Below are 23726 nucleotides of genomic sequence, written 5' to 3'. Positions count from 1 at the left end.
GTCCGTTCGGTCACCAAATGTCGGAGTCGTCCGGACGCGATGAGTACGCAGGTAGCGTCGCGCGGACCAGCAGACGAAGGACAGGGACCATGACTCGACGCATCGTGACCGCGCTCGTTGTTGCGCTCGGCATCTCCATGTTGGGTGCGTGTGGGGGTTCGCCCGCAGCCAACGACAATCGCTCGGTGGCGTTGGTGGACGCGCAGGCTTCCGTTTCTCCCTCGACGTCCCTAGACGCAGCCAAAGCCGCAGCTGCTGCCGCTGCGAAGGCAGCGGCGGCGAAGGCAAAGGCAGCAGCAGCGGCGAAGGCAAAGGCGGCTGCGGCGGCAAAGGCTGCGGCTGCAGCGAAGGCGAAGGCCGTGGCTAAGGCAAAGGCGGCCGCGGCCGCGAAGGCCAAGGCAGCAGCGGCGGCCGAAGAGGAGGCGGCGGCGGCGGCTGTTGAGCCGGCGTTCGTCTACTACGAGAACTGCGACGCGGCCCGTGCTGCAGGCGCAGCGCCGGTCCGGACCGGCGATCCTGGATACTCCCGCAAGCTCGACCGTGACGGCGACGGGGTGGGCTGCGAGTCCTGATCCGGTCGCTGACGCGTTCCACCTCTGACGAAGTGCGACGGACAGGCGTCCGCAACCGGTGGGTATGCCGGGTGGTGATCACCCGGCATACCCACGACTGGTCAGCGCGCGGACTGGATGATCGCCACCACGTCTCCGACCTCGCCGAGGTGGGCGAGCTTGTCGGGGTTGACGATCGAGCGGATCCCGGTGATCTCGCCTTCGGTGATGTCGAGCGACCACACGCCGAGCACCCGGTCCTGGTCGTCGACGTAGATCGCGCCAGGACCGCCGTTGATCTCGACCGGCCGCATCGACACCTGTGGGAACCGCGCCAGCGCGCGCAGCCAGTTGCCGAGGGTGCGGGCGACCCGACTGCGACCGCGCAGCGACCGGGCGAGGGCGGGCACCTTGCCGCCTCCATCGCCGGTCAGCTCCACGTCATGGGCCAGCAGCGACTCGAGCGCGGCGAGGTCTCCGTCGTGGGCGGCGGCGAAGAAGCGGGACGCCAGCTCGCGCTGTTGCTCGCGGGTGGTGGTGAACCTCGGCCGTCGCGTCTTGACGTGCTGACGAGCGCGGCTGGCGAGCTGGCGGACGTTGTCCTCGGTCTTGCCGACGATGTCAGTGATCTCGGGATACCCGTAACCGAACACGTCGTGCAGCAACAGCACCGCTCGTTGTTCGGGGGAGAGGCTCTCGAGCAGCACCAGCATCGCCAGCGACAGCGAGTCGGCGGTCTCGGCATATCGAGCCGGGTCGTCGGGCGCCCCCGAGCCGTCGGTGATGATCGGCTCGGGCAGCCATTCGCCGACATACCGTTCGCGGCGTGCGCGGGCCGACTTCAGCTCGTTGATCGCCAGCCGGGTGGTGATGGTGGCGACGAAGGCGCGCGGCGACGCGATCTCCTCGCCGGCGTCGAGCGACTGGTGCACCCGCAGCAGCGCCTCCTGCACGACGTCCTCGGCCTCCGAGACGCTGCCGAGCATCCGGTACGCGATCGCGAACGACGTCGGGCGCAGCTCGTCGAGCAGCTCCTCCCGCTCCGTCAGGGGGCTGTCGGTCACGTCCGCACCCGTTCGGCAGACGTCAGCTCGGCGAAACCCTGCCGCCAGCTCGGGTGCGCCGGCTCCCAGCCGAGCTCGCGCCTGGCCTTGGCGTTCGACGCGCCCCGCAGCTCGGTCATCATCGCCACTCCGATCTCCCCGGTCAGCAACCGCCCCACGAACCGAGGCACGTGCATCGGCTCCTTCGCCCCCAACGTACGCGCCAGCACAGGCAGCCACTCAGCGACCTTCGCCGGTTCGTCGTCGACCACGTTGTACACCCCGCGTCGACCGTGGTCGATGGCCGCGACGGTCGCCTCGGCAGCGTCGGCGATGTGGATGAACGACCACGTTGCGCCGCCGTTGCCCACGACCGGGAACTTGCGCTGCCGCACGGCGGCGGTCTGCTCGCCATCGGGGCCCAGCGACGTGCCCGGCCCGTAGAAACCGCCGTACCGCAGCACGATCCCTTCGGTCCAGGTGGCCGCGAGGACTGCGTCCTCGACGTGCTTGATGGCAGCGACCGTCTGGCGCATCTCCTTGGCGGCCCCGACCCCGAACGTGTCCTCCTCGCTCTTCACCGGTCCGCCGACGCGTTCGTATGCCGCGAAGAAGCTCTGCGCGACGAACCGCTTCACGCCGACCGCCTGACCCGCCGACAGCAGGTGGTCGGTGCCCTCCCGTCGCAGCCGGTTGGTCATCGCGAAGGCCTGGTCGAAGTGGCGCAGGTCCATCGGCCCGATCGAGGTCAGCTGGTGGACGATGACGTCCGGCTGCGCCCGCCCGACAGCCTCGGCGACCTGGTCGGCGTCGAGCGCGTCGGCCACGACCGGCTCGGCACCCAGGTCGCGCAGCAGCTGCTGCTTCGACGCACTCCGTGTCATCCCGGTGACTTCGTGGCCCGCCTGCACCAGCTGCGGCACGAGCTGCTGGCCGATGGCTCCGGTGGCTCCTGCGACGAACACCTTCATGGTTCTGCCTCGCTTCCGATCTCGTCTCGATCATCGTTGGTCAGCTACAGCAACTCAGACAAGACAGCTCGTCCCGGTGTGACAGTCACGGCTTGGCGTTCTCCCGACGCAGGCGTGCGTTGTCCTCCCGCAGCTCGGTGTTGCGCCGACTGAGCCCACGGTTGCGGTGGCTGAGGTCCGCGTTGTCGTCCTGCAGGTCGAGGACCATGGCGACGGCGGCGAGGGTCACCCCGGACTCGACCAGCTCACCCACCCGGGCGATGCGGGCCAGGTCTGCGTCGCTGTAGCGGCGGGTCCCGCCCTCGGTCCGCTGGGGCGTCACCAAGCCCTTCTCCTCGTAGAGGCGCAGGGTGGGGACGGGCAGGCCGACGAGCTCGGCCGCGACCGAGATCGCGTACAGCGGACGCCCCGACGGCCGGGTCTCCTCGGTCACGACTGCCGCACCCGGGCACTTGACAAACTGATATCTATGGATTTACAAAATCTATAGCCCATGACTGAGATTCTAACGAGACGCAGTCAGGGAAGGAAATAGGCCCTCATCCTTGGAGGTGGTTGTGATGCTGATGCGGACTGACCAGTTCCGCGAGCTGGACCAGCTGGCCCAGCAGGTCTTCGGGACGATGGCTCGTCCCACGGTGATGCCCATGGACGCCTGGCGACAGGGCGACACCTTCGTTGTCGAGTTCGACCTCCCGGGCGTGGACCCTGGTTCGATCGACCTCGACGTCGAGCGCAACGTGCTCACCGTCAAGGCCGAGCGCGAGCGGCTCGACGACAACGTCGACACCATCGCCACTGAACGGCAGCGCGGGGTCTTCAGCCGGCAGTTGTTCCTCGGCGACACCCTCGACGTCGACCGCGTGGAGGCTGGCTACGTCGACGGCGTGCTCCGGCTGACCATCCCGGTGGCCGAGCAGGCCAAGCCGCGCAAGATCGAGATCAGCTCGGGCGACCGGCGGCAGCACGCGATCTCGGCCTGACCTCGCGGCCACAGCGGTCCCCGTCGACCCAGACGCTCCGGGGTGCCATGCGCCGGGGGGCGTTGCTCAGTGGGCGCCTTCGTGGGCATTCGGGTCGGCGGGGACTGGCCGGCGCCACCGGTGACGGTGATCGTGACGCTGCCACTAGGGCCGGGGTATTCACGCTGCGACTAGGGCCGGGGTAGTGACGCTGCGACTAGGGCCGGGGCAGCAGGGACGGGCGGGGGAGGTGGATCGCCACGGAGGTGAGGCCGAGCCGCAGCGAGGCAGCCCTCGCGAGGTGCCGGCACACCAGCAGGGTGACGACCGCCGGGACCGCCCCCGACGCGAGCAGGGCGGTGCGGGCGCCGTAGGTCTCGGCCAACCACCCCACCACCGGTCCGCCCACGGCCCCGCTGCCGATGAAGACGAGCAGGTAGAGCCCGACGACGCGGCCACGCAGGTGGTCGACAGCTGCGAGTTGGACGAGCGACTGCGCCGAGGTGAGGAAGCCGAGGTTGGCGGCACCGACCGTGACCAGGAGCAGCGTGAAGACCTCCTGTCCCGGAGCGGCCGCCGTGACGAGCAAGGCGACCGCCAGCGTCGACCCGGCGACTCCGACCGTGCGCAGCCGCGGCTGGTGCCGACGACGGGCGGTCGTCAGCGCGCCCGCCAGGGCACCGAGCGCGACCACGCCGTTGAGCAGTCCGAGGCCCGAGGCCCCGGAGTGGAAGACGTCCTTGGCGTAGGCCGCGAGCGTCACCGGCAGGCTGATCGTGAAGAACCCGAAGGCGCCGACCATCACGACGGGCCACAGGACGCTCGGGGTGTGCACGGCATACGAGAGGCCCGCCCGGACACCTGGGGCGCGACTACTGGCGCCGTTGCGCGCGGCGGCCGCCAGGCGGGCGGCCCGCACCTCCGCTCGGGTGGGGGTGCCGCGCATGCACAGCATCGCGACGACCGGTCCCACGAAGGACAGCGCGTTGACGACGAACGCCCAGCCCGCGCCGACCGTGCTCATCAACAGTCCGCCGAGGACCGGCCCGGCCATCGCGCCGATCTGGAAGGTGCAGGAGACGAGGCTGATGGCGTTGGCCAGCTGGGGCCCGTCGACCACCTCGGACACGAACGACTGGCGCACCGGGTTGTCGAGCGCGGCGACCGTCCCGAGGACGGCGGCCAGCAGGAACACGTGCCACACCTCGACCCGACCACTGAGGGTCAGCACGGCGAGGGCCGTCGCCGTCAGCATCATCGAGACCTGGGTGCCGAGGAGCAGCTGGCGCTTCGGCAGGCGGTCGGCCAACAGGCCGGCGTGCAGCCCGAACAGCAGGGTGGGCGCGAACTGGAAGGCCGTGACCACCCCGACGGCCGTCGGGCTGTCGGTCATGGTCAGGACGAGCCAGTCCTGGGCGATGCGCTGGACCCACCCGCCGGTGCCCGAGAGGAGGAGGCCGGACAGCAACAACCGGAAGTTACGGTTGCCGAGGGAGGGGAAGGTGCGCGAGAAGTGGTGGGGGAGTAGTGGTCTGGAGATACGGACAGAGGCAGCGTCGGTGGAGCTCAAGGGTCGTCCCGGGAAAGTAGCGTCGTGGTCGGGTGGAGTCGGGGAGCGGGTGGAGTCGGGGAGCGGATCTATTCGAGAAGCGCGGACGAGGTCCAGTCTCGCCCGGTCAACGGCGCTACGCAGTATTCTCATCCAGAATCAGTCCTATAAGTGTCATGCAGCATCGCAATGACACATCTGCGAGAGGTTGCGAGCTGTGTACGACCCCGAGCTGCTGCGGACGTTCGTCGCCGTCGCCCAGTCGCTGAGCTTCACCCGGGCCGGCGAGACGCTCGGCTTGCGTCAACCCACGGTCAGCCAGCACGTGCGTCGGCTCGAGGACGCGGTGGGGCGGCCCCTCTTCGTCCGTGACACCCGCAGCGTCGCCCTGACGTCCGACGGTGAGGCGATGGCAGCGTTCGCCCGCGACATCCTCGCGGCGCAGGAGCGGGCGGTCGGCTACTTCACCGGCTCCCACCTGCAGGGGCGACTGCGGTTCGGGGTCACCGACGACCTCGCGCTCACACCCCTGCCGCGCATCCTGCGCGACTTCCGGCAGCTCTACCCGCGGATCGACCTCGAGCTCGCCGTCCTCCAGAACGACTCGCTGGTGCGCCGGATCGAGTCGGGTCACCTCGACGTCGCGTTCGTGAAGCGCGGCGCCGACGCACCACGGACCACCCGCGGGCAGCTCGTGCGGCGCGACCAGCTGGTCTGGTGTGGGATCAGCTCGACCCGGATCGACCCCGAGCAGCCTGTCCCGCTGGTCGTCTACCAGGCGCCGAGCCTCAGCCGCGCGGTCAGCGTGCAGGCCCTCGAGAAGGTCGGCCGGCGCAGCCGGATCACCTGCACCGTCAGAGGGGTCAACGGCGTGCTCGCCGCAGTCCGCGCAGGACTCGGGGTCGCCGTGATGGCCCGGACCCTCATGCCGGCCGACCTGGTGGAGGTGCCGCCCACCGTCGGACTGCCCAAGCTGCCGCACCTCGACCTCGTCCTGCTGACGAACCGCAGCGCGCCCGCCGAGCCGGCCAAGGCCCTCACGTCCGCCATCCTCGCCAGCGGTGCGCCCCTCACCACGGTGACGGCCGGCTGAGCCGCCGAGGCGAGGTGGGCCGCGTGGCCAGCGCAGTCGCCAGGGCGAGGGGGCGCGCCGAGGCGCGGTCGGCCGCGTGGGCGACCACGCGGCATACCTCCGTCGTCTCAGGCATCCGTCGCAGGCGCGGTCACCCTTGAGTGGGAGCCGCGCGCTGACGACCGCCCCTAGCGTCGGCCGGGGGCTGACACCCAGCCCCTTGAGACGACACGAGGCCCCGAGGAGACACCCATGAGACCTGCCCGCGTCGCAGCCGCCGCCGTACTGGCCCTGGCCGCTGCCATCACCCTCCCCGCGAGCTCCGCCTCCGCGGCGGAGCTGCCCGCGCCCGAGATCGCCTGGGTCGGCAAGCACGTCGTCGCCAACGGCAGCGACGCGTACATCCAGGCCAAGTTCCGCTGTTGGGGTGGCGAGACCGGCACGCACCTCTGGGCCTCGATCAAGCAGGGCGGCGCGGACCCGACCGCTGAGGGTTCGGGCATGCTGTCCGATGCCTGGTACGACACCAACTACCAGTACGCGAACGACCCTGCCGGGCAGACGATCCAGTGCGATGGCCAGTGGCACGTCGAGCGCTTCACGGTGAAGCTCGTCGACCACCCGTTCGGCACGAACTTCGTCTCGGGCACGCTCGCCAACGGCTCCGCGTGGGTGCAGTTCTGCGTGTTCGACTCCAGCGCCACCGACGACAACTTCCCGACCGGCTTCGCCTACGACTACGGCTGGAAGACCGTCATCGCCCAACACTGACCTCGCCATGTGAGGGCCGGCCGACGGCCGACCAGGGGTATGCCGGGTGCGCACCACCCGGCATACGCCCTGGCCGTGTCGTGGCACGGGACCCGGCCGACCAAATCAAGGGCCCCCAAGGGGTTGCCGACAGCGCCCACACGCGGTCGACTGTCGGAGTGTGGGTCACGCCCACCCGGGGCGCGGCCAGCTCGGACGGAGGTCTGCACATGAGCAGTGAGGTCGACACGCTTCCTGACGACGTCGACGACCTGGAGGCTGGCGTCCACGCCAGCCACGAGGTCACGGCGACGCCCACCCAGGTCTGGCAGCACCTGGTCAGTCCCGCCGGCACCGAGGCGCTCCTCGGCGACGGCGCCAGGATCGGCAACAAGGGCGAGCCGTGGCGCGCGTCCGACGGTTCGTACGGCGTGGTGCGCAGCATCCACCCCGTCGAGCAGGTGCGGGTCACGTGGCACCCGCACGACGACGGACCGCTGAGCATGCTCGACGTCCAGCTCCATCCCGACGGCGACTCGACGCGCGTCGAGGTCTACCACGAGGGGCGTGGCATCGCCGGCGACCCGCGCGGTGACAAGGCGCACTGGGACGAGGCGCTCGGCCGGTTCGTCGGAGGGGTGCCAGGCGCCTGATCCGAACCTGACTCGAGCCTGACCCCGCGCCTGACCCCGCGCCTGACCCCGCGCCTGAGCCTGAGCCCGACCCCGCGCCTGAGCCCGACCCCGGCCTGACCCCGAGCCTTCGCGCGCCCGAACCCAGCCTGAGCCCGACCCAGCCTGAGCCCGACCCAGCCTGAGCCCGACCCAGCCTGAGCCCGACCCAGCCTGAGCCCGACCCAGCCTGAGCCCGACCCAGCCTGAGCCCGAGCATCCGCGCGAGAGCGTTCTCCATCGATCGACGGAGGCGCCCCTCGTCCGGCAGGAGCAGGATCAGGCCATGGCTGAGGTGGGCAGGATCGATTCGGGGGACACCTGGGTGATCTACGAGGGGCCGCCGTTCGTCGACCCGACGATCGGCCGGTATGGCTCCTTCGTCGAGATCTGCCTGTCGCTCAACGACGCCGAGCTCGTGCAGCTGTGCGGCTACTGGGAGTGGCGCGCCGACCTGGCGGCCAGGGACATCGACCGCTGGTGGTGCTGGACCGTCGTGCGGTTCGGCCGGCGACTCCTCGCCAACCAGGGCGGGACGCACCAGCGTCGACACCAGCCGCACTGAGCGACGGGCGTCAGCGTGCCGGCTCAGCCTGCGTTTTGGCAGGCCAGCTCAGCTGCTGGTTGAGGGCGAGTCGGGTGTGAGGTCGTAGGGGCACCCACCCGAGCCCAGCGCGGCCAGGCCCGCGAGGTCGCCCCTAGCGAACTCCGTGGCTGTGCCGTTCGCGGCGACCATCACCTGGGTGGGGTTGTCCACGTGGGTCAGGCCGACGAGGTGCGCCAGCTCGTGCATGACGACAGCCCGCGCCTGGGCGTGGCCGTTGGGACGGCGCAGGATCTCGGCGAGCTGCGGCCCGTCGAGGTCGACCGAACCCCCGACGTACCGGTCCCGATCGAGGCTGTTCGCGAGCCGGTGCACGGGTCCGCCCAGGCCGACGGTGGAGCCCTTCAGACCAGGCACCACGTCCGGCGTGGTCCAGGCGATGAGCACGGGTGCGCGAGCGCTGCCCGGGAGGCCATTGGTCAGGTCGCGGGCGCTCTTCGCCGGTCGGGGGACCTGCGTCGTGGGACCGGCGATGTGCAGGTGCAGGCCGCTCGCGGCGTTGACGCGCTCGACGGCTTCGGCCAGGAGCGTGTCGGACCCCTCGGGCGCCGCGGCGCTGTTCACGACGAGCTCGATGGTCAGGCACGGGTCCCACGTCACAGGCGCCCCGCGTGAGGTCGTGTTCATGAACACGTAGGCGGTCGGGTCGTCGTACGTCCTCGCCGCGGTGCTGGGGACCAGCCCCACGGCACGGAACGCGACAGCGCCGCCCACCAGTGCGACCAGGATGGCGGCGATGAGCACGGTCGTGAGGGTGCCCGGTGTGCCGGACGGGCGGGCAGAGGGCGGACCAGGGACCCACACGCCGGGGTAGTGGGCCGGGACCGCTGCCGGACTCGGCTGGTGTCGCTGGAGCACCTGCGGTCGGCCGGCACGCCGGTCGGCCAGGCAGTGCAGGCAGATGACCTCGTCCCGCGCGGGATCGAACCCAGCGCGCTCCCCGGCGCCCATCTGCTCGCCACAACGGCACACCGAGCCGTCCGGCACCGAGACCACCATGATCCCGTCGCTGTCGCGCACCCCGCCAGCTCCTCGCCTACTTGTGCGGCAGGGTGCGGGCGTACTCCACGCTGCGCTCGACCCACTCGCGCAGGTCGTCGTCGCCCTCGAAGCCGGGGTCGTCGACCCGCAGCCACCCCTTCATCGCCTTCCCGCGCATCTCGAACGGGCGCACCGACTCGCGCTGGAGCAACTGCTCCGCCTCGTCCTCGTCGAGCCGCACCATCAGCCCGCCCTTGCTGCTCGCGGCCACCGACATGTTGCCGTTGACCAGGAAGGCCAGCCCGCCGAACATCTTCTTCTCGGTCACGTCGAGGTCGCCGACCACCAGGTCCCGGATCCGCTGTGCCACCCGCTCGTCATACGCCATGCCGTCATTGTGTCGGGGCTCGGGCGTCCAGGGGTGTGGACAGCGAGACTTCGGATGCGCGGGTTTGCCTACACTGACCTGCGTTCGAGTTGACTGAGTGGTCGAAGGGGAGTCCGCGGGTGAGTTCCAAGCAGGGGTATGCCGTTGCGCTCAGCCTGCTGGTCGCGTGCGGGGTGGGCGCGCTGACTGGTTGCACCAGCGGGGCGGACGACCCACCCGCGACCGGCAACGGCACGGCGGTGACGGGCGTGACCACAACCGCGTCGTCGAGCTCGTCCCCGCCCACCACCACGAGGTCAGCCACGCCGGCGACCACCGCAGCGGTACAGATTCCCGAGGCGGCCAGGGCCCACACCGAAGCCGGCGCCGAAGCCTTCGTGCGGTTCTTCCTGGAGCAGGTCAATGTCGCTTGGACACGACCGCAGTCAGGGCTGCTGCCGCCCCTGGGCGACTCGGGATGCCTGTCGTGCAAGGGCTTCGAGATGGAGGCAACTGAGCTGGTCGCGGAGCACCATCGGTACGCCAAGGCTCCAGCGCTCTTCACCAAGGTCACGGCATTCGGCGGGGTGACGAAGGAGGGGCGTCGGCGGGTTCGAATCATCGGCGTTCAGCAGCGCGTCGACATTGTTGACCGCTCGGGCAAAGTGGTCAGTACTGACCTACGGAAACCCATCGCCGTGACGGCCATGACTATGTGGCAGGGGGACAGATGGCTTCTGTGGGACATGGGCTGAGTAGAACCTTCGGGACTGCCACGCTGGTCATCGGAACGATGATGGGTGTCGCAGGGACGGCGCCCGCGGAGCTTTGTGGACTGAGTGGTCGAAGGGGAGTCCGCGGGTGAGTTCCAAGCAGGGGTATGCCGCCGCGCTCAGCCTGCTGGTCGCGTGCGGGGTGGGTGCGCTGACTGGTTGCACCAGCGGGGCGGACGACCCACCCGCGACCGGCAACGGCACGGCGGTGACCGGCGCGACGACAACCGCGTCGCCCAACTCGTCCCCGCCCACCACCACGACGACATCCACCATCACGACCTCTGCCGCCGTGCAGATCCCCGAGGCGGCCAGAGCCCACACCAAAGCCGGTGCCGAAGCCTTCGTGCGGTTCTTCGTTGAACAATCGAACGTTGCGAGCATGACGGCGGACATCTCAATTCTGCCGGCTCTCAGCGATCCATCCTGTAAGTCCTGCGGTGCGCTGCAGGGCGCGGTGGCGGAGCTGAAGGCGAAAGGCCGCCACTATGCGACAGAACCGGTGAGCGTGTCGCGCGTGAAAGCCATCGATGGTGCCCCCGCCGGGCAACAGTTTGTCCGCCTGCAACTGGTCCAAAACCTTGCCGACGTTGTTGATGCCTCCGGCACGAAGGTTTCAACGGATCCCGAGGCCAAGCTCGCGCGGACCACATCGCTGAAATGGATGGGGGACAAGTGGCTCGTCTTTGGCATCGCACAGTAGAGGCTGCCCTGATCGCCGGGCTCGCAACACAGCTCAGCGCGGGAGGGGCCCTGGCTGATTCAGCCCTGTGGGGAAACACGACGCAAGACGGCGCTCAGATGAACCTGTTCGACAGATCGGGAATGCAGGCAATCAAAGCCGAGGCTGGGGTCGCAGCTGGAAAGGCTCAGCATTTCGCCTATGCATCAGTCGCCAACTGCGGATCCAACCGACCTGACTCCGTGAATCCCGACGACCTATGCACCACGGCAGTCCAGTACTGCATCGGCAATTCGCCGCAGCAGGGGCTTGGGCCGAGTGTGCGGTTGTTCCGGCGAACGGTGAACGCCGCCGGATCACCGACCGGTCCCTGGCTTCAGTACGGGATCACGTGTTTCCCGGAGGATGCGCCGGGCCCTGCTCGGCCGAGGGTGACGATAGCCATGGTGCTGGCCGCGTTCCACGACACGGACTTCGCCAAGCCCACCCTCGACGTGGAACCTCGCGGCAACCTCACCCTGGTCAGGTTGCCCACGTACTTCCAGACCAGCTGGCCGCGGAGCGGGTACCAGCCGGGGGAGATCGACCAGGTCGACCCCGCGCGAATGGCCGGGTTCCGGGTCGAGATCCGGCCGGAGGTCAAGAGCATCACCTACGACTACGGCGACGGCTCCTCGAGCGGCGCGACCACCTCGCTCGGCGGTCCCTACCCGGAGGGCGACATCACCAAGAGCTACCCCCGCGCCGGCGACTTCACGATCCGGGCGGACGTCACCTACTCCGGCCAGTTCCGCGTCAACGGCGGCCCGTGGATCGACATCCCGGGAGACGTGACCATCCGGGGCCCCGCCGAGACCCTCACCGTCAAAACGGCCCACGCCCGCCTGGTGACGCACTGAGCCTGTTCGGGGCTCGGGCGTGCGGGGGTGTGGACAGCGAGCGTTTCGGATGTGCGGGTTTGCCTACACTGACGTTCGTTCGAGTTGACTGAGTGGCCGAAGGGGGAGTCCACGAGTGAGTTCCAAGCACGGGTATGCCGCCGCGCTCAGCCTGCTTGTCGCGTGCGGGGTGGGTGCGCTGACTGGTTGCACCGGCGGGGCCGACGACCCCCCGGCGACCGGCACCGGCACGGCGGTGACGGGCGGGACGCCAACCGCGTTGCCCAGCTCGTCCCCGCCCATCACCACGACGACATCCACCATCACGACCTCTGCAGCGGTACAGATCCCCGCCGCAGCAAGAGCCCACACCAAAGCCGGAGCCGAAGCCTTCGTGCGGTTCTACATGGAACAAGCGAACAGGACCTGGGTCGAGCCGAATGCCACGCTGCTTCCTGCGCTGAGCGACTCGGGCTGCCTCTCCTGCAAAGAGATCCAGAAGACCGCTGCCGAACTGGTCCGCGATGGCCAGCACTACGTGAGTGATCCAGTCACCGTGACACGAGTCGCCGCATTCGGGGGCGCACCCACGGGGCAGCAGTACGTGCGTCTATTCATGATTCAGCACAAGGTCGAGGTCGTTGACTCCACCGGCAGGGTGGTTCTGACCGATCCGAAAAAGTCTTTGGCCCGCACCGCTGGAGTGATCTGGGAGGAGACGTCTTGGCGCATGTACGACATCGGGTAGTGGGCAGCCTGGCCACCTGTGTCGTCATCTGCCTGCTTGGCACATCGTCAGCGATGGCCGAAATGGGGGGATCGACACTGCCGGGAGGGACGCGTCTCACTTTCAGGGAGCGCAAGGAGTTGAAGCAGATTCGGGATGATGCGGCCGCGACGAAGGCGGGTCCGCGATTCGAGTACGCATCGGCGGCGAACTGCGGCAACAACAGTCCGGAATCGGCCAACCCTGATGACCTCTGCCGAGATGCGGCGTTGGCGTGCGCCGGGAACACCCCCGAGCAGGGGCTTGGGCCGAGTGTGCGGTTGTTCCGGCGAACGGTGAACGCCGCCGGATCGCTGACTGGTCCGTGGGTTCAGTACGGGATCACGTGTTTCCCGGAGGATGCGCCGGGTCCGGCTCGACCGCGGGTGACGATGGCCATGGTGCTGGCCGCCTTCCACGACACGGACTTCGCCAAGCCCACCCTCGACGTGGAACCTCGCGGCAACCTCACCCTGGTCAGGTTGCCCACGTACTTCCAGACCAGCTGGCCGCAGAGCGGGTACCAGCCGGGGGAGATCGACCGGGTCGACCCCGCGCGAATGGCCGGGTTCCGGGTCGAGATCCGGCCGAGGGTCAAGAGCATCACCTACGACTACGGCGACGGTTCCTCGAGCGGTGGGACGACTTCGCTCGGTGGTCCCTACCCGGAGGGTGACATCACCAAGAGCTACCCCCGCGCCGGCGACTTCACGATCCGGGCGGACGTCACCTACTCCGGCCAGTTCCGCGTCAACGGCGGCCCGTGGATCGACATCCCGGGAGACGTGACCATCCGGGGCGCCGCCGAAACCCTCACCGTCAAAACCGCGCACGCCCGCCTGGTGGCGCACTGAGCCCCAGTGCAGACCCACAGAGCAACCAACGCAGGAGGCCTCGAGCGAACCGGGTGAGTGTCCGGTCCGGGTCAGACGGACAGCGGGCGGAGCTCGCCGTCGAGGGTGCCCATGAGCACGATGGCGCGCAACCGGTTGAGGAGCAGGTTGGCGTTGTCCTCCACGCGGGCGCTGTGCTGGACCGCCGCGTCACCGGTGCAGGTGCGGTGCACGCCCTCGTCGAGGGAGGTTCCGCAGACGCATCTGGCGAGCTGCGCACCGTGGGTGCGGTCGGGGGTGATGAGGGGGCTGTCCACGAAGAGCACGCTATGAGCGGGTCCCGGCGATCAGCCTCGCAATGGCGAGCACCCCCTCCGTTCGTCTGAGGTGAAGCTGACCGAACAGGGTGAACCGGTGGGATCGTGGTCGGCTGAACAGGCCACCTGCCCACGACGAAAGCAGGCTGATCAGCGCTTTTGCATAGCCCACGCGAGACGGATCGCGGTGCGGATCGCGTCGGCATCGCCGTCGAGGTCGGCCTGCACCTTCATGTGCTTCTCCCACCGCGGCGGCAAGCCGAACGTGTCGGGGTGGTCATCCAACAGCTTCTCGCGGTCCTCGAAGCCCACCCTCACGAGCACGGTCCCCGGCTCGTCCTGCCGGACCACCAGACGGTCGTCGACGTACCACGCGACCCGTCCGGGATGGCCCTTGCGCTTGCATCCCGCCAGCGACGTGGCGTACTCGTCGATCTCGTCGAGGGTCACGCTTGGCACGCTAGCGCGGACGACCGACGGCGGCACGAGTCGCGGCAGGACGTAAGGGTGCACCTTCACTAGACGCGGCTCCGCTTGCCCGCCCCCACGACTGGATCACAGGTGGGCTACGTCAAGACGCACGGCGTCTTTCGCCTGCGCCGCATCCTCCAGTCCGGCTGGGGATAACTTCCGGACGTGGGCGTCGGGTGCGGCAGCATCGGACTATGAGCTACCACGACCTTCCGCCCGACGCGCGCTCGATTCCGTTGACTGACAACGTCATCCAGAGCAACGTCATCGACCTGATCCTCGATCTCGACCAACGCCGCGGGGGCGCCTTGGCGCTGATGCTGTGCGACGAGGCCGACCGCGGGGTGCAGCCGATCGTGCTGTCCGACCTGCCGTCCGACGCGCCGGCCACCGACCTGCGCTCCGTCCTTGACCTCCTGCTGCCGATGATCGGTGCGGACCATGGTGCGGTGCTGGTCGGGCGCGGCCGCCGGCGTGGGCTGATGCCCACCGACAACGACCGCGCCTGGCACCAGGAGACCGTGGAGGCGTGTCGGCGACACGGGGTGCGGCTCCTCGGCTTCTACCTCGCGTCACCCGACGGCGTCGAGGCGCTCCCCGAGCCACTCACCCGGGCCAGCTGACTGAAGGGCGTCCACCCGGCGTTGCAGACCAGGCCCGGATGGCGACGGCGGGCTCTAGGCTGCGGCCATGTACGAGTACAAGGTGGTCCAGGTCCGCGAAGGCCTGATCGGCGGCAAGATGTCGGCGGACAAGCTGGAGAAGGTCCTCAACGAATGGGCTGAGAAGGGCTGGCAGGCGAAGTCCGTGACGGCCGTCGAGGTGAAGGGCCGGATCGGTCCGGGAGGCACCGAGGGCGTGCTCGTGACCTTCGAGCGGCAGCGACCCGCCTGAGCGAGTGTTCCCGCCTGAACGTTTTCGGACCGTCAGGAAGAGGCGGGGATGCGCTCCGCCTCGGCCCTCGCCACGGCCTGCAGCCGCGGCCACTCGTCGCTGATGTTGAGGTCCGCGCCGATGTCGAGGATGGTCGCGGTGAAGAGCGCGCCGGTGGTGATCATCGCGGGGTGCACGTGCCCGAACACCTCGAGCGTCACGGTGCCGTAGAGCCGGGCCCACGCGCGTTCGAACATCCAGACCATCCCCGGGGTGGGCGATCCAAGGCCGTCGGTGACCTCGTCCGGCTTGATCTCGCTGCGCAGGATCTCCAGCAGTGCAGGGTCGAGCTCGTCGTCGGTCGGGACGGCGAACTGGTACTTCACCCACAGCCGCCCGAAGATCTCGCTGAAGAACGCCGCGAACAGGTGCACGCCCGAGTCGTCGGGCAGGCAGTCGGCGAGTGAGGTCATCAGCGCGGTCTTCTTGGCGCGAGCTGCCTCGTCCGACTGCATCAGCTCGCCCGACGCGAAGACCATCTGGAACTCGGTGCGGTTGCGCAGGGCCCACGCCCGGAACGCCGCCGAGGCCGCGACGACCTGCGCCGACGGGTCGTCCGCCGCCTGGTCGTCACGAGCCACCGTCATCGCGGCGACCACGTCCTCGAAGATCGACCGCGCCACGAGGGTGAGCAGCTCCGCGTGGCTGTCGACATACCGGTAGAGCGCCGGGGGAGTGAGTCCCATCTCCTGGGCCACCGCCCGGATCGAGACGTCCTCGCCGGTGCGCAGCAGCCGGCGCGACACGTCGACGATCTCGTCGAAGGTCGCCTGCCGCTGTCGCTCGCGCCGCGTCGGAACCGCCGTCATGTGCACTCTGCTCCTGCTTGTGGGCCTTGTAGGCCTCGAAGGACTCGTGGGCTCGGGCTCGTGGGCCTTGTAGGCCTTGTAGGCCTCGAAGGGCTCGTGGGCTCGGGCTCGTGGGCTCGGACTCGAAGGGCTCGGATCGATGTCACGAAGAGTTAACCACGAACCCTTGGCTGAACCCTTGACAAGTTAGTTTACACCCATCACTGTTACTGGCGTAAACATTCGTGATGTGGGGTAGCAAGGACGTGGTTCAGATGAAGGTGTGGTTCGCATGAAGACGTGGGGTCAGTTCGTCGCCCGACGGTCCTGGGCCGTCCTCCTCGGTGGCCTGGCCGTGGTGCTGGTCGCCGCGGCATACGGGATCGGGGTGTTCGGCAGCCTCTCCAACGGCGGGTTCGACGACCCGGCCACCGACTCGGCCAAGGAGCTCGCCCTCGAGCAGGCGACCTTCCCGGGCCGCGAGACCGACCTCGTGGTCGTCTACTCCAGCCCGACGATGAAGGTGCAGGACGCCGCCTTCGAGAAGGCCGTGACCGACACGCTCGCCGCGCTGCCCGCGAGCGACGTCGCGGGCACGGTCACCTGGTACGCCACCCAGTCGCCCGGGCTGGTCAGCACCGACGGTCACGCCACCCGCGTGGTCATCACGTTGGCCGGCGCCACCCAGGACGAGAAGAGCGACGACTGGGACGCCGTCAAGGACGACCTGTCGGCCCCCGGCCTCAGCACGAGCGTCGGCGGTCGGTGGGCCGTGTTCGGCGACGTCAACACGCAGGTGTCCGAGGACATCGCCCGTGCCGAGTCGATCTCGCTGCCGATCGTGTTCCTCCTCAGCCTGCTCATCTTCGGCAGCCTGGTCTCGGCCCTGATGCCCACCCTCGTCGGCGGCATCGCCGTGATGGGTGCCTTCGCCGTCGTGCGGTTGATCACCGGGGTCACCGACGTGTCGATCTTCTCGATCAACGTCATCACCCTGCTCGGCATGGGACTGGCGATCGACTACGCGCTCTTCGTCGTCAGCAGGTTCCGGGAGGAGCTCGCGCTCGCGCCGGACACCTCGCGGGAGAGTGTGCGCTCCGCAGTGGTCCGCACCATGACCACGGCCGGCCGCACCGTGCTGTTCTCGGGGCTGATCGTGGCCGCATCGCTGGCCTCCCTGCTGCTCTTCCCCCAGAACTTCCTGCGCTCGATGGGCTACGGCGGCATGGCTGCGGTGCTCGTGGCGATGGTCGCGGCCCTGACCGTGCTCCCGGCGCTGCTGGGCGTGCTCGGTCCGCGCATCGAGTTCGGTCGTATGCCGTGGCGCCGCGGCTCGCGGGCCCGGCTCGCCGATTCCCGCACCCCGGATGAGCTGCACGGGGCCGACCACGAGGTCGTGCACGGTGCCTGGGCGCGGGTCGCGCACAGCGTCATGCGGCGCCCCGTCGCCTACCTCGTTGTCATCGTCATCGGTCTCCTCGCCCTCGGCAGCCCGTTCCTCGGGGCGACGTGGGGGAGCGTGGACGAACGCGTGCTGCCGGTGAGCTCGCCCAGCCGCCAGGCCGCCGACCTCCAGGCGGAGCTGTTCGGTGGCGAGACCTCGACCGCGTCGATCATGCTGCGCGGGGCGGACCAGGCGGCCACGGCGGCCTACGTCACCCAGCTGCAGGGCGTCGACGGCGTCACCCGGGCGCAGGCGGTGGCCAGCAAGGCCGTCGACGGCGCGCCGCTCACCCTCGTGCAGGCGACCTGGAAGGGGAACTCCCAGACCTCCGCCAGCCAGGACGTCGTCCACGGCATCCGGGCCGTCGAGACCCCACCGGGCAGCACCGCGCTGGTGGGCGGGCCCACGGCCGACGCCGTCGACCTGATCGACTCGATCGGCAACCGCCTCCCGTGGATGGCCCTGACCGTGGCGCTGGTCATGCTCGTCCTGCTCTTCGTCGCCTTCGGGTCGATCGTGTTGCCGCTCAAGGCGATCGTGATGAACGCGGTGTCGATCGCTGCGTCGTTCGGGGTCGTCACCTGGATCTTCCAGGAGGGGCACCTCTCCGGCCTGCTCGGCTTCACGTCGCCCGGCTACCTCGACGTGACACAGCCGATCCTCATGCTGGCGATCTTGTTCGGGCTGTCGATGGACTACGAGGTGTTCCTGCTGAGCCGGGTCCGGGAGGAGTGGGACCGCACCGGCGACAACACCCGGGCCGTCGCGGCAGGGGTGCAGCGCTCGGGCCGGATCATCACGAGCGCCGCCCTGCTGCTGGCCGTCGTCATCGGCGGGTTCGCGACGAGCGGGATCATCTTCATCAAGATGATCGGGGTCGGCATGCTGATCGCCGTCCTGCTCGATGCCACCGTGGTGCGGGCGCTGCTCGTCCCCGCGACGATGCGGCTGCTGGGTCGGGCCAACTGGTACGCCCCCGGGCCGCTGGCCCGCTGGTGGGACCGCCACGGGCACCGGGAGGAGCCGGTCGCGGCACCCGTCCGCGTGCTGCCGACCCCCGAGCTCGCACCCGCACCCTGACGAGCCGCTCACCAGCCCGGCAACCGTCGGGGAACCCCAGCCGCGCGACCGACCACCAGGTCGGCCGCGCGGCTGGTCGTTGAGCACGAAATCCAGTGAATGATGGAGTTTCGACTCGGTCCGAAAGTATGAGGGGGACGGGAGCCGTTCGCCTCGATACTGGGAGGGTGCTGGGTACCGACTTCGCGCGAACCATGCGCGCCGCCCAAGCCGGCGAAGAAGACGCCTTCGTCCGGCTGTGGCGTGATGCCAACCCGGCCATGGTCCGTTACCTGAGGGTGGTCGGGCACGACGACCCGTACGACGAGGCCTGCGAAGGCTGGGTCACGGTCGTGCGAGCGCTCCCCGGCTTCACCGGGGACGAGACCGACTGGCGCGTCTGGGTGCTGGCCTGTGCCCGCCAGCGTGCCGAGGAGGGCACTCTGCGGCGCACCTGGGGCTCGGCGACCGGCTACGAAGGCTTCCTGGTGGAGGGGGACGGCGACATCGACCTGGAAGAGGTCCTCGAACCAGAGGACGCCGTGGACCCCACCCACCGCGGGATCTCCGACACCCTCACTGCGCTGCGCGACCTGCCGCTCGGACAGGGCGAGGTCGTGGTGCTGCGGCTCGGCGCCGGGCTTCCTCCGAGCGCCGTGGCGAGCGTCGTCGGTGTCGACGAGGACGACGTCGAGCGGGCCGAGGCGAGGGCGCTCGAGCGCCTGGGCGCCGGGGCCGAGCTGGTGTCCTGGTCGCTGGCTGCTCCGCCGTCGCGCGCCGAGCTCGCCGACGAGAGCGTCGCCGTCGGCGCGTTCCGCAAGGTCCTCTCCCGCACGAACGCGGACAAGGTCAAGGTCCTCGCCGTGGGGACCAGCAGTCGCCGAGCCGCTGCGCGCCAACGGTCCGCCCGCCCTGGGACCGCAGGCCTCGTCCTAATCGACTCCCGGACCGGAGCGCGCAGCGCACCCCGCAGCACCCAGGGGACCGCCTCCGGCGGTCGGTGGGCGCCCAGCACCGTCGACACCCGGGCCCGCACGGGAGCCCGCGGCGCGGGCGTCGCAGGCCGGTCGCGCACGGCCGCCCTGACCGTGACCGCGTTGTCGTTGTCCCTTGCGTCCATCGGTGGGTTCACTGCCGCGGCCTACGTCGGTGTCCTCCCGACCCCGGTGCAGCAGGCCATGCACGACGCCGTCGGCGCGCCCGCCCCCGGCGCGCGCGGCGGGGGCTCCTCCACCGGCCGCCAGCCGGTGACGTCGCCCACCGCCGGGGTCGGCCCCTCTGCCACGAGCAGCGCGGCCGCTGGGCTCTGTCGGGCCTGGTCCACTGACAAGGCCAAGGGCACCGCCCGCGAGCACTCGGTGGCGTTCCGGAACCTGTCCTCGGCGGCCGGTGGGCCGGAGAACGTCCAGGCCTACTGCGCGACGGCACTCGCCGAGAAGCCCTCGCACGGCGCCCCGACGACCTCCGACGGCACCAAGCCGGCCCAACCCGGCACGGGGAAGCCCACCGACAAGGGCACGGGCAAGCCCACCGACCGGGGCACCCGCGAGCCCGCCAGCAAGACCACCACGAAGGCCTCGACCGGCAGCACCCACACGGCACAAGGGACACCAGTCAGCCCCACGAAGCCTGCGCCTGCGACCAAGGGGGAGCCCACCTCCCAGGCGACGCCGAGCCAGGAGACCTCGACCACCCAGGGCAAGAAGTCGGGCACCAGCACGGCCCCGGGCACCGGTGCCGGCAACGGGAACGGCCAGGGCGCTCCGAGCGACGGCTAGCGCTCGTGCCACCGGTGGAGACCACGTAGTCAGAATCGCTGCAGTACGCCGAGCTGGCCCTGGTCACCATGGGGTGGATCGTCATGTTGCAGGTCGGGCTCGTCGTCCTCGACCGGGTCCGCTACGGCGTCGAGCTGGATCCGGGCCAGCGGGTGGCGATCGTGGTGCTCCTTGCTGCCCAGGCCTACCTGCTGCTGGCGCCGGCGAGCACCTCGACCGCCTCGGCCTGATCGCGCCACTCAGCCGGTGGGTGCCTTGCGTTGGTGCAGCACCGTCCTCGCGTAGGCTTCCCGCCGTGCTCTACCCGTTGACCGTCGTGCTGCTCGTGGCATCCGTCGTGCTCCTCGCCGTCGCCGCCGGGTATGCCGCGCGCCGGCGTCTCGTCGACGACCGCCTCCTGCTCGTGGCCGCGGTGGTCGAGCTCGGACTCGTCGTCCAGCTCGTGGTCGCCCTGGCGCACCTCGGGAGCGTCCCCGGCGACAGTGCGGAACAGGCGACCTTCGCGGCCTACGCGATCACGCTGCCCTTCGTGCCTCCAGCGGCGGTCTTCCTCGCGCTCAAGGAGAAGACCCGCTGGGCCATGGGGGTCGTTGCCGTCGGGGCCTTCGCGGTCGCCGTGATGACCGCGCGGCTCCAGCAGATCTGGAACCTCGGTGGCTGACCAGCAGACCGAGGCACAGACCCCTCGCCCCACCCGCTCTGGGCCAGGGGTGGTGCTGGTGGCCGTCTACGGCCTCCTCGCCCTCGCGGCCACCGGCCGGTCGGTGCTGCAGATCACCGAGTACTTCTCCCGCGCACCACTGGCCTACCTCTTGTCGGCGCTGGCCGCGGTCATCTACGTCGTGGCGACGGTGGCGCTCGCCCGGGGAGACCGCACCTCACGCCGGGTGGCGCTGGTCGCCATCAGCGTCGAGCTGGTCGGCGTGCTGGTGGTGGGGCTGGCGTCCTACCTCGACAGGGACGCCTTCCCCGACAAGACGGTGTGGTCGCACTTCGGCTCGGGCTACGGGTTCGTGCCGCTCGTCCTACCGGTGCTCGGGCTGCTCTGGCTGCGGCACACCGCGCGATCCCGCAGCACGGTGTAGCAGCACGGTGTAGCAGCCCACTAGGCCTCGACCGGCTCCAGCACGAACACCGGGATGAGCCGGTCGGTCTTGACCTGGTAGTCGGCGTAGGGCGGGAACGCCTCGACGCACCGCGGCCACCACTCGTCCCGCTCGGCGCCCTCGAGCTCACGCGCGCGCACGGTCCAGGTGCGGTCGTCGTCCTGGAGGTCGAGCACCGGGTTCTTGCGGACGTTGGCGTACCACTTCGGGTGCTCGGGAGCGCCGCCCTGGCTGGCCACCGCGGCATACACGCCGTCGTGCTCGACCCGCATGAGCGGCACCTTGCGGACCTTGCCGGAGACGCCCACCATCGTGAGCAGCACCACCGGGCGCCCCTGGATGTCGACGGCCCGGGTGGTGCCCGCCGCCTCGATCTTCTCGACCTGGGTGCGGACCCACTTGGTGGGGCTGGCTGCGTAGTCGCCGGTGATGGTCATGGGCCCATCCCAACATGCCTCCCTGACGCCCGCGCGACCGCCCCTCAGGGTGGCCGAGTGGCCTGTGGACAACTTGGCGGGCGGCTCTCGACGCCCGCCTACCCTCGGTGGATGACCAGCATCGAGGTGGACCCCGAGATCCTCGTCGCGTTCGGCCGCTCCCTCACCGAGGTCGCCGCAGACCTGCAGTGGCAGGCGACCAGCGCCGCCGAGCAGGCCTGGGCGCTCGGTCCCGGCGACACCGCGGGGGCGCTCGCGTCGGTGCTCGGGGACTTCGAGCACCAGCGGCAGCTGCTCGGTCGCGAGCTGGACGACCTGGCCGGCCGCGTGACCAACGCCGGACGGCTCTACGCCGTGGTGGACCTCGAGGTCGGCGGGTGGCTCGAGCCGGCCGCTCCCCGATGACCGTCCTGCGGCCGCTGAACGGCGATCCTGCGACCGTGCGGGCGCTGGCCGACCGGCTGCAGGTGCAGAGCGAGCTGCTCCTGACCCGCGCCGAGGTCCTGCGCGGGCTGGCCGGTCCCGACGTCGCCTGGGAGAGCCCGGCCGGAGAGGCCTTCGCCGCGCGCGCACAGGCCGCCGCCTCCCTGCTGGTCTCGGTGGGACGCCGCCACGGCGTCTCCGCTGCCGCCCTCCGTCCGTTGGCTGCCGCGCTCGAACACGCCCAGCAGGTGGTCGGCGCAGCCGTGACCGAGCACACGATCGCCTACCCGCGGGCGGTGGCGCTCGGCACCGCCCGGGTCGAGGCCGAGCAGTCCGCCGACCCCGCACCGCGCGCCACCGCCGTGGCGCTGCACTGCCGGGAGGTCGCCGAGCTGGAGCGGGCGCAGGACGCCGAACGCCGGCACGCCGCGGCCTGGCGCCAGTTCCTCGAGGCCGACCGCCAGTGCGCCGCGGTGCTCCACCGGCTCGTCGAGGACGGTCTTGCCGACTCGCGCGCCTACGACACCCTGACCGGCCTCAGCCGGGCAGCCGGTGGGGTCGAAGACGTGGCCGGGTCGATCGCGCTCCTGCCCACCCCTCCCACCAAGGCGTTCGGCGTGGTCGCCGGGGTCGCCGGCGCGACCAAGCTGCTCGCCGACGCGTCGGTGAAGGTCGCCTACGGTGACGGCGACTGGACGTCGATCGGCCTCTCCGCGGGCGCGATGGCCACCGGGCGGGCGTCCACCGTCCTCAAGCGGGGTGCGCTCGCGACCAACCCCGCAGCCCGGGCCGCCGCCACCCGCACCGAGCGCCGGCTGCTGCGCTACGACGTCGGCGAGCGGTTGCGGCTCGCGACCGCCGCGGAGCTCCGACAGCTGGGCCGCACCGAGGTCAAGCGCCCGCTGCGCCCGTTCCGGCCGACCCGTGCCCTCTCCCGGGCGGGCTCTCCCGCGGCCACCGCCCACTGGCTCACCGAGCAGGTGGTCGGGCGCGCCAAGCACGCAGCCCGGGTCAAGTGGTTCGACGACCTCGCGCTCGCCACCCGCGACCCGGCGCGCTCCCGCACCATGCTGGTGACCGGTTTGAGTGCCGAGGCGGCGTCCTCCGGTGGTCGGGCGGCAGGGGTGCTGCGCGACCACCTCATCGACCGAGAGGAGAGCGAGGCCAAGCGGCTGCGTGACGCGCGCTCCGGCACCCCTGGCCGGTGAGTCCCACCTCGTCCGCGATGAGAGATGGGTATGCCGGGCGCTCACCGCCGCGGCGTACCCTCCGAGTAGGTCATGAGTGTCAGCGACAAGCCCCGGCTCGCTGGCCGGCAACCCTCCTCCGCGGTGGGGTGCCCCGGGTGAAGACCTGGCGGACGGCACCGGTTGCCGGCCGCAAGCGCGGGAGACCACCACGTGTCCCGCACCGTCTCCGGCGGTGTCGCCGGTGCACCCTCCGTGGAGGTGGCACCAGCAGCTCGATCAGCCACTCTCGATCGGGACCCACCGGCATACGGGCCCCGACGCCGCACC

At 70.3% G+C, this 23726-nt stretch carries 30 protein-coding genes and 1 riboswitch; of the genes, 20 read left to right on the top strand and 10 right to left on the bottom strand.

What is annotated here, in order from left to right:
• The first annotated feature begins 89 nt into the window (after positions 1-89).
• Entirely contained in the window at positions 90-572 is a 483-nt protein-coding gene (locus ACXJKD_RS04025; protein ID WP_457253115.1) for an excalibur calcium-binding domain-containing protein, read from the top strand.
• Positions 573-673: 101 nt separating this feature from the next.
• Here the strand turns inward: ACXJKD_RS04025 and sigJ are convergent, their stop codons facing one another.
• The 3 genes from sigJ to ACXJKD_RS04010 all read right to left on the bottom strand — a co-directional run bounded on the left by sigJ (position 674) and on the right by ACXJKD_RS04010 (position 2998).
• A complete protein-coding gene (gene sigJ, locus ACXJKD_RS04020) occupies positions 674-1615 on the bottom strand; it encodes an RNA polymerase sigma factor SigJ (protein ID WP_457253114.1) in 942 nt (313 codons plus the stop codon).
• Positions 1612-2565: an NAD-dependent epimerase/dehydratase family protein gene (locus tag ACXJKD_RS04015; RefSeq protein ID WP_457253113.1), complete on the bottom strand. Its 954-nt coding sequence runs from the start codon at positions 2563-2565 to the stop codon at positions 1612-1614. The genes sigJ and ACXJKD_RS04015 overlap by 4 nt, the downstream gene beginning before the upstream one ends.
• 85 nt (positions 2566-2650) lie before the next feature.
• Positions 2651-2998 carry a MerR family transcriptional regulator gene (locus ACXJKD_RS04010; RefSeq protein WP_457253112.1) on the bottom strand — a complete coding sequence of 116 codons (348 nt, stop codon included), beginning with the start codon at positions 2996-2998 and terminating at the stop codon, positions 2651-2653.
• A gap of 127 nt (positions 2999-3125) precedes the next feature.
• Between ACXJKD_RS04010 and ACXJKD_RS04005 the strand changes: the two genes are divergently transcribed.
• Positions 3126-3548 (top strand): Hsp20/alpha crystallin family protein, encoded by a 423-nt coding sequence (locus ACXJKD_RS04005; RefSeq protein ID WP_457253111.1) that lies wholly within the window; start codon positions 3126-3128, stop codon positions 3546-3548.
• 196 nt (positions 3549-3744) lie between these two features.
• On the opposite strand, the gene ACXJKD_RS04000 is transcribed toward ACXJKD_RS04005, so the two are convergent.
• Positions 3745-5097 (bottom strand): MFS transporter, encoded by a 1353-nt coding sequence (locus ACXJKD_RS04000; RefSeq protein WP_457253110.1) that lies wholly within the window; start codon positions 5095-5097, stop codon positions 3745-3747.
• Positions 5098-5293: 196 nt separating this feature from the next.
• On the opposite strand from ACXJKD_RS04000, the gene ACXJKD_RS03995 reads away from it, so the two are divergent.
• From ACXJKD_RS03995 to ACXJKD_RS03980, 4 genes are all read left to right on the top strand, one after another.
• Complete coding sequence (locus tag ACXJKD_RS03995; protein ID WP_457253109.1) at positions 5294-6169, top strand: LysR substrate-binding domain-containing protein; 876 nt, start codon at positions 5294-5296, stop codon at positions 6167-6169.
• Positions 6170-6400: 231 nt separating this feature from the next.
• Positions 6401-6919 carry a hypothetical protein gene (locus ACXJKD_RS03990; RefSeq protein ID WP_457253108.1) on the top strand — a complete coding sequence of 173 codons (519 nt, stop codon included), beginning with the start codon at positions 6401-6403 and terminating at the stop codon, positions 6917-6919.
• Between the two features lie 209 nt (positions 6920-7128).
• Positions 7129-7551, top strand: coding sequence for an SRPBCC family protein (locus ACXJKD_RS03985; RefSeq protein ID WP_457253107.1), 423 nt, complete (start codon positions 7129-7131; stop codon positions 7549-7551).
• A 304-nt stretch (positions 7552-7855) separates the two neighbouring features.
• Complete coding sequence (locus ACXJKD_RS03980) at positions 7856-8134, top strand: hypothetical protein (protein WP_457253106.1); 279 nt, start codon at positions 7856-7858, stop codon at positions 8132-8134.
• A gap of 48 nt (positions 8135-8182) precedes the next feature.
• Here the strand turns inward: ACXJKD_RS03980 and ACXJKD_RS03975 are convergent, their stop codons facing one another.
• Positions 8183-9193 carry a hypothetical protein gene (locus ACXJKD_RS03975; protein ID WP_457253104.1) on the bottom strand — a complete coding sequence of 337 codons (1011 nt, stop codon included), beginning with the start codon at positions 9191-9193 and terminating at the stop codon, positions 8183-8185.
• Between the two features lie 16 nt (positions 9194-9209).
• A complete protein-coding gene (locus tag ACXJKD_RS03970; RefSeq protein ID WP_457253102.1) occupies positions 9210-9542 on the bottom strand; it encodes a TfoX/Sxy family protein in 333 nt (110 codons plus the stop codon).
• 173 nt (positions 9543-9715) lie between these two features.
• Here ACXJKD_RS03970 and ACXJKD_RS03965 point away from each other — a divergent pair, with 173 nt between their 5' ends.
• The 5 genes from ACXJKD_RS03965 (at position 9716) to ACXJKD_RS03945 (ending at position 13474) form a co-directional block, all read left to right on the top strand.
• A complete protein-coding gene (locus tag ACXJKD_RS03965) occupies positions 9716-10276 on the top strand; it encodes a hypothetical protein (protein WP_457253100.1) in 561 nt (186 codons plus the stop codon).
• A 106-nt stretch (positions 10277-10382) separates the two neighbouring features.
• The gene (locus ACXJKD_RS03960; RefSeq protein WP_457253099.1) at positions 10383-10997 is read left to right on the top strand and encodes a DUF6318 family protein; all 615 of its coding nucleotides are present in this window, start codon (positions 10383-10385) and stop codon (positions 10995-10997) included.
• Between the two features lie 422 nt (positions 10998-11419).
• Positions 11420-11875 carry a hypothetical protein gene (locus ACXJKD_RS03955; protein WP_457253097.1) on the top strand — a complete coding sequence of 152 codons (456 nt, stop codon included), beginning with the start codon at positions 11420-11422 and terminating at the stop codon, positions 11873-11875.
• A gap of 115 nt (positions 11876-11990) precedes the next feature.
• Positions 11991-12602, top strand: coding sequence for a DUF6318 family protein (locus ACXJKD_RS03950; RefSeq protein WP_457253095.1), 612 nt, complete (start codon positions 11991-11993; stop codon positions 12600-12602).
• 416 nt (positions 12603-13018) lie between these two features.
• Positions 13019-13474: a hypothetical protein gene (locus ACXJKD_RS03945; RefSeq protein ID WP_457253093.1), complete on the top strand. Its 456-nt coding sequence runs from the start codon at positions 13019-13021 to the stop codon at positions 13472-13474.
• A gap of 71 nt (positions 13475-13545) precedes the next feature.
• Here the strand turns inward: ACXJKD_RS03945 and ACXJKD_RS03940 are convergent, their stop codons facing one another.
• Entirely contained in the window at positions 13546-13770 is a 225-nt protein-coding gene (locus ACXJKD_RS03940; protein WP_457253091.1) for a hypothetical protein, read from the bottom strand.
• Positions 13771-13920: 150 nt separating this feature from the next.
• Positions 13921-14220: a hypothetical protein gene (locus ACXJKD_RS03935; RefSeq protein WP_457253089.1), complete on the bottom strand. Its 300-nt coding sequence runs from the start codon at positions 14218-14220 to the stop codon at positions 13921-13923.
• Positions 14221-14435: 215 nt separating this feature from the next.
• On the opposite strand from ACXJKD_RS03935, the gene ACXJKD_RS03930 reads away from it, so the two are divergent.
• Both ACXJKD_RS03930 and ACXJKD_RS03925 read left to right on the top strand, forming a co-directional pair.
• The gene (locus tag ACXJKD_RS03930; RefSeq protein WP_457253087.1) at positions 14436-14864 is read left to right on the top strand and encodes a hypothetical protein; all 429 of its coding nucleotides are present in this window, start codon (positions 14436-14438) and stop codon (positions 14862-14864) included.
• A gap of 67 nt (positions 14865-14931) precedes the next feature.
• The gene (locus ACXJKD_RS03925; protein WP_457253086.1) at positions 14932-15135 is read left to right on the top strand and encodes a DUF4177 domain-containing protein; all 204 of its coding nucleotides are present in this window, start codon (positions 14932-14934) and stop codon (positions 15133-15135) included.
• Positions 15136-15167: 32 nt separating this feature from the next.
• Here ACXJKD_RS03925 and ACXJKD_RS03920 read toward each other — a convergent pair whose 3' ends face one another.
• Positions 15168-15983, bottom strand: coding sequence for a TetR/AcrR family transcriptional regulator (locus ACXJKD_RS03920; protein ID WP_457253084.1), 816 nt, complete (start codon positions 15981-15983; stop codon positions 15168-15170).
• Between the two features lie 271 nt (positions 15984-16254).
• Here ACXJKD_RS03920 and ACXJKD_RS03915 point away from each other — a divergent pair, with 271 nt between their 5' ends.
• The 5 genes from ACXJKD_RS03915 (at position 16255) to ACXJKD_RS03895 (ending at position 21328) form a co-directional block, all read left to right on the top strand.
• A complete protein-coding gene (locus ACXJKD_RS03915) occupies positions 16255-18486 on the top strand; it encodes an MMPL family transporter (protein ID WP_457253082.1) in 2232 nt (743 codons plus the stop codon).
• A gap of 167 nt (positions 18487-18653) precedes the next feature.
• On the top strand, positions 18654-20243 hold the full coding sequence (locus ACXJKD_RS03910; RefSeq protein WP_457253080.1) for a hypothetical protein: 1590 nt from the start codon (positions 18654-18656) through the stop codon (positions 20241-20243).
• A 68-nt stretch (positions 20244-20311) separates the two neighbouring features.
• On the top strand, positions 20312-20473 hold the full coding sequence (locus ACXJKD_RS03905) for a hypothetical protein (protein WP_457253079.1): 162 nt from the start codon (positions 20312-20314) through the stop codon (positions 20471-20473).
• Positions 20474-20538: 65 nt separating this feature from the next.
• Positions 20539-20904 carry a hypothetical protein gene (locus ACXJKD_RS03900; protein ID WP_457253078.1) on the top strand — a complete coding sequence of 122 codons (366 nt, stop codon included), beginning with the start codon at positions 20539-20541 and terminating at the stop codon, positions 20902-20904.
• Positions 20897-21328 (top strand): hypothetical protein, encoded by a 432-nt coding sequence (locus ACXJKD_RS03895; protein ID WP_457253077.1) that lies wholly within the window; start codon positions 20897-20899, stop codon positions 21326-21328. The genes ACXJKD_RS03900 and ACXJKD_RS03895 overlap by 8 nt, the downstream gene beginning before the upstream one ends.
• Positions 21329-21348: 20 nt before the next feature.
• Here ACXJKD_RS03895 and ACXJKD_RS03890 read toward each other — a convergent pair whose 3' ends face one another.
• On the bottom strand, positions 21349-21786 hold the full coding sequence (locus ACXJKD_RS03890; RefSeq protein WP_457253076.1) for a nitroreductase family deazaflavin-dependent oxidoreductase: 438 nt from the start codon (positions 21784-21786) through the stop codon (positions 21349-21351).
• Between the two features lie 111 nt (positions 21787-21897).
• On the opposite strand from ACXJKD_RS03890, the gene ACXJKD_RS03885 reads away from it, so the two are divergent.
• Together ACXJKD_RS03885 and ACXJKD_RS03880 are read left to right on the top strand one after the other, a co-directional pair.
• A complete protein-coding gene (locus ACXJKD_RS03885; protein ID WP_457253075.1) occupies positions 21898-22191 on the top strand; it encodes a hypothetical protein in 294 nt (97 codons plus the stop codon).
• The gene (locus tag ACXJKD_RS03880; protein ID WP_457253074.1) at positions 22164-23417 is read left to right on the top strand and encodes a hypothetical protein; all 1254 of its coding nucleotides are present in this window, start codon (positions 22164-22166) and stop codon (positions 23415-23417) included. Before ACXJKD_RS03885 ends, ACXJKD_RS03880 begins: the two co-directional genes overlap by 28 nt.
• A 68-nt stretch (positions 23418-23485) precedes the next feature.
• Positions 23486-23601, top strand: a riboswitch (SAM riboswitch).
• Positions 23602-23726 lie beyond the last annotated feature (125 nt).

Source organism: Pedococcus sp. P5_B7, assembly GCF_054049895.1.
The sequence above is the reverse complement of the archived record's forward strand: the minus strand, read 5'-3'. Positions and strand labels throughout refer to the sequence as shown.